General features: G+C 72.8%; 9 protein-coding genes and 1 pseudogene. 5 read left to right on the forward strand and 5 right to left on the reverse strand.

Features of this window, described 5'->3' with window-relative positions; translation table 11 throughout:
- Nucleotides 1-209 precede the first annotated feature (209 nt).
- Nucleotides 210-806: a phosphatase PAP2 family protein gene (locus tag ACTT8P_RS36905; protein ID WP_442836170.1), complete on the forward strand. Its 597-nt coding sequence runs from the start codon at nucleotides 210-212 to the stop codon at nucleotides 804-806.
- On the opposite strand, the gene ACTT8P_RS36910 is transcribed toward ACTT8P_RS36905, so the two are convergent.
- The 3 genes from ACTT8P_RS36910 to ACTT8P_RS36920 all read right to left on the reverse strand — a co-directional run bounded on the left by ACTT8P_RS36910 (nucleotide 779) and on the right by ACTT8P_RS36920 (nucleotide 3,458).
- Entirely contained in the window at nucleotides 779-1,234 is a 456-nt protein-coding gene (locus ACTT8P_RS36910; protein ID WP_442836171.1) for a phospholipase, read from the reverse strand. The two genes, ACTT8P_RS36905 and ACTT8P_RS36910, sit on opposite strands and share 28 nt — an antisense overlap.
- 182 nt (nucleotides 1,235-1,416) lie before the next feature.
- On the reverse strand, nucleotides 1,417-2,346 hold the full coding sequence (locus tag ACTT8P_RS36915) for a PmoA family protein (RefSeq protein ID WP_442836172.1): 930 nt from the start codon (nucleotides 2,344-2,346) through the stop codon (nucleotides 1,417-1,419).
- Nucleotides 2,343-3,458, reverse strand: coding sequence for a Gfo/Idh/MocA family protein (locus tag ACTT8P_RS36920; protein ID WP_442836173.1), 1,116 nt, complete (start codon nucleotides 3,456-3,458; stop codon nucleotides 2,343-2,345). The genes ACTT8P_RS36915 and ACTT8P_RS36920 overlap by 4 nt, the downstream gene beginning before the upstream one ends.
- 302 nt (nucleotides 3,459-3,760) lie before the next feature.
- Between ACTT8P_RS36920 and ACTT8P_RS36925 the strand changes: the two genes are divergently transcribed.
- The gene (locus ACTT8P_RS36925) at nucleotides 3,761-4,357 is read left to right on the forward strand and encodes a Dps family protein (RefSeq protein WP_442836174.1); all 597 of its coding nucleotides are present in this window, start codon (nucleotides 3,761-3,763) and stop codon (nucleotides 4,355-4,357) included.
- Between the two features lie 115 nt (nucleotides 4,358-4,472).
- Nucleotides 4,473-5,564, forward strand: a complete 1,092-nt coding sequence (locus ACTT8P_RS36930) for an ABC transporter permease (protein WP_442836175.1) — start codon at nucleotides 4,473-4,475, stop codon at nucleotides 5,562-5,564.
- 31 nt (nucleotides 5,565-5,595) lie between these two features.
- On the opposite strand, the gene ACTT8P_RS36935 is transcribed toward ACTT8P_RS36930, so the two are convergent.
- A complete protein-coding gene (locus ACTT8P_RS36935) occupies nucleotides 5,596-6,285 on the reverse strand; it encodes a TetR/AcrR family transcriptional regulator (RefSeq protein WP_442836176.1) in 690 nt (229 codons plus the stop codon).
- 99 nt (nucleotides 6,286-6,384) lie between these two features.
- Here ACTT8P_RS36935 and ACTT8P_RS36940 point away from each other — a divergent pair, with 99 nt between their 5' ends.
- Complete coding sequence (locus ACTT8P_RS36940) at nucleotides 6,385-7,251, forward strand: NmrA family NAD(P)-binding protein (protein WP_442836177.1); 867 nt, start codon at nucleotides 6,385-6,387, stop codon at nucleotides 7,249-7,251.
- 56 nt (nucleotides 7,252-7,307) lie between these two features.
- Here ACTT8P_RS36940 and yicI read toward each other — a convergent pair whose 3' ends face one another.
- Nucleotides 7,308-9,578, reverse strand: coding sequence for an alpha-xylosidase (gene yicI, locus ACTT8P_RS36945; RefSeq protein WP_442836178.1), 2,271 nt, complete (start codon nucleotides 9,576-9,578; stop codon nucleotides 7,308-7,310).
- A gap of 271 nt (nucleotides 9,579-9,849) precedes the next feature.
- Between yicI and ACTT8P_RS36950 the strand changes: the two are divergent.
- Nucleotides 9,850-9,965 (forward strand): annotated as a pseudogene (locus ACTT8P_RS36950) (xylose isomerase); the annotation flags it as partial.

Here is a 9,965-nt window from a genome sequence, read left to right on the forward strand (position 1 = left end):
CTCCCCCTCGCCGCCGCCGGACTCCTCAACCCCATGATCGCCGGAGCCGCGATGGCCTTCTCCTCCGTCTTCGTGGTGGGCAACTCGCTGCGGCTGCGCTCCTTCCGTCCGGGGAACCGAGCCACGTGACCCGTACGGGTCCGGCCGGGGCGCCGCCCGGTCCGGTAGGGGTCAAGCTGATGAACGGAGCGTCTGGGGAGAAGGAGCACATGACCGAGCCGACCGCCTCCGCCGCCGTACTGCGTGATCTGCGGGCCGTGGACGGGGCCCTGTACGCCGCGGTGGCCGCCACCCCGACCCCGGCGCTCGACCGGACGCTGCGCCGGCTGTCCCGGGCCGCCGACCACTCGAAGATCTCCCTCGGGGTCGCCGCCGCGCTGGCCCTGTGCGGGGGCCGGGGGCGCCGGGCGGCGGTGCTCGGCGCGGGTTCGCTCGCGGTGGCCTCGGTCGGCGCCGATCTGCTCGGCAAGCGGCTGGTGCGCCGGCCGCGGCCGGACCGGGAGGCCGCCCGGGTCACGGTGGACCGGCGGGTGCCGATGCCCGCGTCGGCGGCGTTCCCGTCCGGCCACACCGCGGCCGCGGTCGCGTTCGCCACCGCCGTCGGCACGGTGCTGCCGCCGGCCGCCGTCCCGCTCGGCGCGCTGGCGGGCGCGGTCGGCTACGCGCGGATCCACACCGGCGTGCACTATCCGGGCGATGTGGCCGCCGGGGCCGTGCTGGGCATCGCCAGCGCGGCACTCACCCTGGCGGCGACGGCCCGGGGCCGGTACGGGTGCGGTCAGCCGAAGGTCCGCACGGCCTGGTAGTAGGTCCACGCCGTGCCGTCGCAGGTGGTCTTCGTGGCGCCGGTGTAGCGGGCGCAGACGCGCTTGAGATCCTCGTAGAAGGCGCTGTCCAGCCGGGCCTTGTTGATCGTGAAGGTGCCCGCGGCCTTGTAGTTCCGGTAGCCGAAGTCGTGCCGGGCGCAGGACATGGTGAAGGGGAAGCCGAGCGGGTTGTCCGGCGAGGAGGAGCAGTAGTCGGTGGTCCAGTCGAACGCGTAGGCGGACCAGGCGGCCTGGTTGGCGCGGGCGGCGGCCCACTGGTTGTAGCTCGACGCGCTGGTCTGGGTCCAACTGGACAAGACCTGTGGCTTGTCGGCGGGTACGGCGTCGGCGGCCGTCGCGGTGGCGACCACGGTGAGGACGGAGAGGGCCGAGGCGGCAAGCCCGGTCGCGAGTCTTCTGCGGTGCATCCCACACCTCCATGAGGCCGCGGCCCGCCCCTCGGGCCGCGGGTTCATGGGGAGATGATGCGCGTCCCGCGGGTCGCCTCACACCCGTCTGCTCCCAATGCGCCGTCAACTCTTGGCGAGCGCCGGGGAACGGGAGTTGAACAGCCGTCGCTCCCGTCCCGTGCGTCACCGCGCGGAGCGGATCACCACGGCAGGCCGGCCAGGTGGGCGGTGACCCGGTCCCGGTCCCAGGCGCCGTCGGCGACCACCAGCCGGTAGCGGTAGGCGAAGGACTCCCCGGGCGGCAGTTCGAACTCCGTGAAGAACGCCCAGGAGAACGCGACGGTCGGGACCGGCTCGGCCCGCACGAACCAGTGCGAGGGGTGGATCGCGGCCCGCGCGTCGAGGTTCTCCGGGGCGTGCGCGAAGACCAGGGTGGATTGGGCGTCCACGTCGTCGTGCTCGGCGCTGAACGCCAGCCACGGCCCCTGAGTGCCCATCAACTGCTCCGCGCCCTCGCCGTCCGGGGTGAAGACGGTGCCGCCGGTGAAGTCGCGGGGGCCGCGCCACTGGAGGCCGGTGTAGCCGGCCAGCTCCCGGCCCGCGGTGGTCGGGGAGCCGAAGACCAGGGGTTCGGCGCGGATGTTGGTGAGGCGGATCGCCCAGTCCAGGGCCCAGGAGCCGGACGCCTCGTCGACCGAGTGGACGGTCAGTCCGCGTTCCTCGCGGGCCCACTCGGCGCCGCCGTGCTCGACCCAGGTGAGGTGCTCGGTGACGGCCAGCCGGTCGTGCTCGACGGTCAGGTCCGGGAAGCCGTCGTGCCGCATCGAGCCGACCCGCTCGGGCAGCGCGAGATAACCCTCGCCGGGCACATAGGAGTTGCCGCCCCAGAAGTTCTGGCCGGACAGATGACTGGCCGTCATCTGCACGCCCTTGTGCCAGCGGTGGTCGTTGGGGCGGTACCCGGTCACCGTGCGCCCGGCCAGGGTGCGCACCGGGTGGGCGTACGGCTTGCGGGACTCGAACGGGTCGGGGTCGGGGCGGTGGACGTACCGGAGGATCTCCGTGCCGTCCGCCGTCGTCACCGTGATGTCCTCGCCGTGGGTGCGGATGACGCGGATGCGGTCGCTCACGCGCGCTCCCCGGGGGCCCAGTCGGGGTGGCCGCCGTGCATGGCGGCGTAGAACGGGTCGCCGGGGCCGATCTCCTCGGCGCGTACCGGCCGTCCGGTGAACGCGGCCTTGTACAGGGCGGCGGCGAACTCCAGGGTGGCGCGGGCCTCCAGGCCGCTGCCCGGTGGGCGGGTGCCCGCGTCCCACGCGTCGAGGACCGCGCCGAGCTGCGCGGTGTGCGAGCTGGGCACGTCGGTGGCGGGAGCGCGCCAGGCGGCGGCCCGCTCGGCGTCGACGTGCGGCGCCGGGGTGTAGGTCCAGTCGGCGTTGCGGTGGCCGTACAGGTGGGTCAGCTCCACGGTCGCGTCCGCGCAGTCCACGCGTACCCGGCTCACCTCGTCGGGCGAGAGCACACTGTTGACTACGGTGGCCAGGGCGCCGTTCTCGAAGCGCACCAGGGCGGTGGAGACGTCCTCGCTCTCGGTGTCGTGCACCAGCCGCGCGGCCATCGCGCGGATCTCCGTCCACCGGCCGAGCAGATGGAGCAGCAGGTCGTACTGGTGGATGCCGTGGCCCATGGTCGGGCCGCCGCCCTCGGTGGCCCAGCGGCCGCGCCAGGGCGCCGCGTAGTAGGCGGCGTCGCGGTGCCAGGTGGTCTGGCAGTGGGCGACCCGCGGCGTGCCCAGCTCCCCGTCGGCGATCAGCCGGCGGGCGTGCGCGGCGCCGGAGCCGTACCGGTGCTGGAAGACGACGGAGGCGTAGGCGCCGGACGCCGCCTCGGCCGCCGCGATGTCGTCGTACTCGGCGAGCGACAGGCACAGCGGCTTCTCGCACAGCACCCAGGCGCCCGCCTTGAGCGCGGCGGCCGTCTGCTCGCGGTGCAGGGCCGGCGGGGTGCCGATGAGGACGAGATCGGGGCGTACGGCGTCCAGCATCGCGCCCGTCGAGGTGTACCCGGCGACCTGCGGGCCCGCCTCGGCCCGGAAGGCGTCGAGCCGGGCCGGGTCCACGTCCACGGCGGCGACCAGTTCGACCCGGTCGGCGTGGGCCCGCAGGGCGGGCAGATGGCCGCCGGCCACGATGGCGCCGGTGCCGACGACGGCCACTCGGCGGCGGGCGGGGAGCGGGGGCATACGGGGTCCTCCTCGGACGCGACGACGTGGCAGGCAGCGGTGATGGGAAGGAGCTGGAAAGCGATGATGGAAAGCGGTGATAGAAAGCGCTTGCGCCGCGGCTGACCCTAAGCGGCGGGCGATCGCCTGGACAACCCCTCCGCGCGGTCCGTCCGGAACCTCCCCGTCCGGGCCGGGTGCCTCGCTCGGGCCGCAGCGTTTGCGGGCCCGGCGGACGGCTGATCGACTGTCGCAGGGGGCCGAGTCCGGTCGCGCGAGGCACCGGCACTCACCTTCGGCTTCCCCGTGGAAGGAGTTCAGGCGTGAGCACCGATCCGAGGCCGGCACCGCCGGCGTCCCGTTCCGACGGCAGTCAGCCGTGGCTGCACCAGCAGGGCCGGGTCATCCAGGAGTTCGGCACCGTCAAGCAGTTCCCCTTGGCCCTGTCCATGGAGACCCGCCTCTACTCCGCCCAGCGGGTCAACAAGGTCCTGGCGGACACCCGCATCCTGCACGACCTGTACAAGAAGTACCACTGGCTGATGCGCGGGGCGACGTTCTACCAGCTGCACCTGCTGATGGACAAGCACGCCGGTGAGCAGCTGGCGCTGATCGACACCCTGGCGGAGCGGGTCCAGACGCTCGGCGGGGTCTCGGTCGGCGACCCCCGGCACGTCGCGGAGATCACCACGATCCGCCGCCCGCCGGACGGGGTCGAGGAGGTGCCGTCGATGCTGTCGCGGCTGCTGGAGGCGCACGAGCAGATCCTCGCCGACTGCCACGACGCCGCCGCCGTGGTCCAGGAGCAGGGCGACGACGGCACCAACGACATCCTGGTCTCGGACGTCATCCGCACCAATGAACTCCAGGCCTGGTTCGTGGCCGAGCACCTGGTGGACACGCCGCTGGTACGGGTCTGAGCGCGGGGCGCGAGCGGGACAGGGCCGGTTTCCGGGCGGTGTCGTCCGGGGCCGGCCCGTCGCGCACCGCGCCGCACGGACCGGCCCGAATCAGCCCGGACAAGGACGAGCGAACGTGGACGAGACTCCGGAGACGGCCCCTGACGGCCCCCCGCACCCGCGTCATCACGCCCGGGAGGGCCACTGGACCCGGTTCCGCAAGGGACCGTGGTGGCCGGCCAGCGTGCTGGTGCTGATCCTGGCGGCGGCGGCCGGGCTGTTCGCCGGGTCGTACACGTACACCATGGCCAACCCGACACCGCACCAGCTTCCGACCGCCGTCGTCGGCTCCTACGACGAGGCCCGCGGCAAGGCGTTCCTGGCCGGGCTGGGCAAGGCGCTCAACTCCTCGGTGCGCACCCACGCCTACGACTCCCGGGCGGCGGCCGTCGAGGCCGTCGAGCAGCAGACCGTCTTCGCGATCTTCGAGCTGCGCGACGAAGGGCAGCAGGTGCGGCTGGACGTGTCGTCGGCCTCGGGCTCCTCCGTCGCGGAACTGCTGGAGCAGGCCGCCCCGGCGGTGGGCAAGGCCACCGGGGTGACGGTCAGCGTCCGGGACGTCAATCCGCTCCAGGACGGTGACCCGCGCGGGCTGGCGATCTTCTACATCTCGCTGGCGGCGGTGATCATCGGTTTCGTCGGCGCGATCCAGCTCAGCGTGCACGCCCGCGCCCTGACCCCGCTGGAGCGGATCGCCTTCACCCTCGCCTACGCGCTGCTCGGCGCGTTCGCCATCGCGGCGGTCGTGGACTGGCTGCTGGGCGCGCTCGACCTGCCGTTCGTCGAGTCGTGGCTGATCCTCGCGTTCACGATGTTCGCCAGCGGGATGACGTTCACCATGTTCAACACCCTGTTCGGGCGCTGGGCGATGCTCCCGACCTGGGGCGTCATGATCCTGCTGGGCAACCCGTCGTCCGGCGGGGCGGTGTCCTGGCCGCTGCTGCCGTCCGCGCTGGGCGTGATCGGGCAGTGGCTGCCGCCGGGCGCCTCGGTCAACGCCCAGCACACGGCGGTGTACTTCGCGGGGCACCAGCACGCCTTCCCGTTCCTGGTGCTGACCGGGTGGGCGCTGGTGTCGTGCGCGGTGTTCTGGATCTGGCGGCACCGCCACCCGGGCGGGCGGGACAAACACCCGCCGGAGCTGGCACCGCCCGCACCGCCGGCCTGAGAGCACCGCTCCGGAAGCGCCGGAAGCACTCTCAGCCCTCCGCCGCGAGCCGGTCCAGCCACTCCATCAGCAGGTGCCGCTCCGCCGCGCTGAGCGACGCCGAACCGGACAGCGCGGCGCGCAGCGCCCGGGCGGCGCCCGCCGGGCCCGCCTCCCGCACGGCCGGCTTCTCGTGCGTGACCGCGGTGACCATGGCCTCCCGCAGCGACGTCAGGAGCGCGGGGTCGCGCCGGTCCTGTGGCAGGGACAGCCAGGTGAGCACCGCGCCGCGCGCCGTGGCGTGGATGATCTGCGCCGCGAGCCGCTCGTCGACCCGCAGCCAGCCGCCCGCGGCGAGCCGCCGCACCCGGCCCATCAGGATCTCCATGCCGGCCGCGAAGGCGGGCGAGGCGGTCCGGGCGGGCTCGGTGTACATCAGCGTGAACAGCGCCGGGTTGGACAGCCCGAACTCGGCCGCGACGTCCCAGCCGGCCCGCAGGTCCGCGATGGGGTCCGCGGGGTCGGGGTCGACGTGCTTGGTGGCGAGGAACGCGGTGAAGCCGTGCTCGGCCACCGCGTCCAGCAGCCCGTCCTTGTCGCCGAACAGCCGGTAGATGGCCGGCGGCTGGAGGCCCGCCGCGTCGGCGACCGCGCGGGTGGTGACCGCGTCCCGCCCGCCGCGCGTCAGCAGGTCGATGGCGGCCTCGATGACCCGCTGCCGGGTCTGCTCCCGTGAAGACATGGAGCAAAGATACTCCGCCAGTGGTTCCACTGTTATTTCCAGTGTTATCGTCACAGTGTTTCCACTGGAAACAAATCGCCGTGAACACTGGAGCGCGTCATGATCATCGTTACCGGAGCCACCGGCCTACTGGGCCGTCAGATCGTCGAGCGGCTGCTCGACCGCGTACCCGCCGACCAGGTCGGGGTCAGCGTCCGCGACCCGCACAAGGCGCGGGCGCTCGCCGAGCGGGGGGTGCGGGTGCGGCGGGGCGACTTCACCGATGTCGCCACGCTCTCGCACGCCTTCGAGGGCGCCTCGCAGGTGCTCGTCGTCTCCGTCGACAAGATGGGCGAGGAGTGCGTCAAGCAGCACCGGGTGGCGATCGAGGGGGCGGTCGCGGCGGGCGCCCGGCGCATCCTCTACACCAGCCAGATGGGGGCGAACCCGTCCTCGCACTTCCAGGCGTGCCGCGACCACGCCGCCACCGAGGACGCGCTGCGCGCCTCGGGAGTGCCGTTCACCTCGCTGCGCAACGGCTTCTACGCCGCCAGCGCGGCGCACTTCATCGGCCAGGCGGTGGCGTCGGGCCGGCTGGTGCTGCCGGCGGACGGGCCGTTCAGCTGGACCGCGCACCCCGACCTCGCCGAGGCGGCCGCCGCCGTGCTGGCCGACGAGGGGTGTTTCGAGGGTCCCACTCCCCCGCTCACCGGGGCACCGGCGCTGACCTTCGAGGAACTGGCCGCACTCACCGGTGAGATCACCGGCCGCCCGCTCACCCGGGTCACGGTGCCGGACGACCAGTGGCTGGCGGAGATGACCGGTCACGGCATGCCCGCGAGCACGGCGGAGCAGTTGCTGGGCATCTTCGCCGCCGCCCGGGCCGGTGAGTTCGCCACCGTCGACCCGACGCTGGCCGGTCTGATCGGCCGCGAGCCGGTCTCCGCGCGGGCGGTGCTGCGCGAGCAGCTGGCGGCTGGTCACTGATCCCTCACGCGGGGAGCCCGGAGGCAGACCCCCCGGGGCTCCCCGCGGTACGGCCGTCAGCCGAGCGGCACCGTCACCTCTCCGGTGCCCGCGCCCCGCTCCCCGCCCGCGACCTGGACGGTGAACGCGCGCTGCGTCCCCTCGGCGCTCACCCGCAGCACGTCCCCGTCCCGCCGCACCCGGAAGGTCGCGGCGGGCGCGCCCGTCGCGTCCGGCACGGTGACCTCGGCCGCGTAATCGGGCGCGGCGGTCGGGTGGACGAGCAGCGTCGGCGCGGCCAGCCAGTCCCCGTCGGGCCGCTGGTCGTCGGCGGCCAGCGGCAGTACGGCGCCCTCGCGGACGTACAGCGGGAGGCTGTCGTAGCCGTGCCGTTCGGTGCGCCAGGCCGGGCCGGTGACCCGCTCGCCGCTGAGCAGGTGGGTCCAGGTGCCCTCGGGGAGGTACACCTCGACCTCGCCGTCCTCGGTGAAGACCGGGGCGACCAGCAGGTCGGAGCCGAGCATGTACTGCCGGTCCAGCGGGCGGCAGGCCGGGTCGGCGGGGAACTCCAGGACCATCGGCCGCATCATCGGCACGCCGGTGCGGTGCGCCTCGGCGGCGGCGCCGTAGAGGTAGGGCATCAGGCTGTGCTTGAGGAGGGTGAAGCGGCGGGCCACGTCGACCGCCTCCTCGCCGAACTCCCACGGCACCCGGTACGAGGACGAGCCGTGCAGCCGGCTGTGCGAGGAGAGCAGGCCGAAGGCCAGCCAGCGCTTGAAGACCGCCTCGTCGGGGGTGCCCTCGAAGCCGCCGATGTCATGGCTCCAGAAGCCGAAGCCGGACAGCGACAGCGACAGGCCGCCGCGCAGGGACTCGGCCATCGCACCGAAGGAGGACCAGCAGTCGCCGCCCCAGTGCACCGGGAACTGCTGGCCGCCGGCGGTCGCGGAGCGGGCGAACAGGACCGCCTCGCCCTGGCCGCGCTCCCGCTCCAGGAGTTCGAAGACGGTCTGGTTGTAGAGCTGGGTGTAGTAGTTGTGCATCCGCTCCGGGTCGGAGCCGTCGTGCCAGACCACGTCGGTGGGAATGCGCTCGCCGAAGTCGGTCTTGAAGCAGTCCACGCCCTGGTCGAGCAGCGGCTTCAGCTTGGCCTGGAACCAGGCGCGGGCGTCGGGGCTGGTGAAGTCGACCAGGCCCATGCCGGCCTGCCACAGGTCCCACTGCCACACGTCGCCGTTGGGCTTGCGCACCAGGTGGCCGAGGTCCGCCGCCTCGTCGAAGAGCGGGGACTTCTGGGCGATGTACGGGTTGATCCAGGCGCTGATCCGCAGCCCCTTCTCCTTCAGGCGCTTGAGCATGCCCTCGGGGTCCGGGAAGACGTCCGGGTCCCACTCGAAGTCGCACCACTGGTACTCGCGCATCCAGAAGCAGTCGAAGTGGAAGACGGAGAGCGGGATGCCGCGCTCGGCCATGCCGTCCACGAAGGACGTCACCGTCGCCTCGTCGTAGGACGTGGTGAAGGAGGTGCTCAGCCACAGGCCGAAGGACCAGACCGGGGGCAGCGCCGGGCGGCCGGTCAGGGCGGTGTAGCGGCCGAGGACGTCCTTCGGGGTGGGGCCGGCGACGACGTAGTACTCCAGCGTCTGGTCCTCGACACTGAACTGCACCTGGCCGACCGACTCCGAGCCGACCTCGAAGGAGACCGCGCCGGGGTGGTTGACGAAGACGCCGTAGCCGCGCGAGGAGAGGTAGAACGGGATGTTCTTGTACGCCTGCTCGCTGCTGGTGCCGCCGTCGGCCTGCCAGACGTCGACGACCTGGCCGTTCTTGACGAACGGCGTGAAGCGCTCGCCGAGGCCGTAGATCTGCTCGCCGACGCCGAGCGCGAGCCGGCTCAGCATGTGGTGGGCGCCCTCGCCGGTGGTGGCGTACGCGGTGCTCTTGGCGTCCGCCCGGGTCAGCTCCCGGCCGTCCGCGCCCAGGAAGGTGAGGCCCCAGGGGCCGGAGCGGTCCAGGCGCAGGGTGAGCGGGCCGCTGGTCAGCTCGGTGACCGGGCCGTCCTGGCGCACCTCGCCGGCGCCGTCCGGCACCTCGCTCAGGACGAAGTCGGGGCCGGGGCGCCGCTTGCCCGCGTGGTGGGTGACCCGGACGCCGATGACGCCCTCGGCCGGCGAGAAGCAGTCGACGGTGATGAGCGGGGCATTGAGTGTGTCGCCCCGCCGTGTCACCTTCTTCACGGCAGCGTGGGCGGTGAAGCGCTTCGACTGGGCGCGGACATCGCGTACTTCGGTGGCGTACGAGAGGTGCACACCCTCGCGGACGAGCCAGAAGCCGTCGGTGAACTTCATGATCTTCCTCGGGTGGGGCGAGAGCGGTCGGATGGCGGTGCGGGACGTCTCAGGAGCATTTTGATCGTACACAAAACAAATCAACGCGGAAGGGCCCCGGCGCAGTCTTTTGGCCGCTGAACTGGCCTGTTCACCGAAGGGAACGGCGCCCTCACGGAACGAAGGGGGCTCGCTGGGGCTAGCGCGGAAGCCCCTCCGTGACGTATTAGTCATGCCATCAAACAAAACCGTCCGGCGTGGGAGCCGACGGTACGACAGCAAGGGCCGCACGATGTCGAAGCGCTTCAACCCCACCCCCGAGGACAAGTTCACGTTCGGTCTGTGGACCGTTGGCTGGCAGGGCCGGGATCCGTTCGGGGACGCGACGCGGCCGGAGCTGGATCCGGT

Origin of the sequence: Streptomyces sp. JW3 (assembly GCF_052216785.1) — a bacterium.
GTDB lineage: Bacteria > Actinomycetota > Actinomycetes > Streptomycetales > Streptomycetaceae > Streptomyces.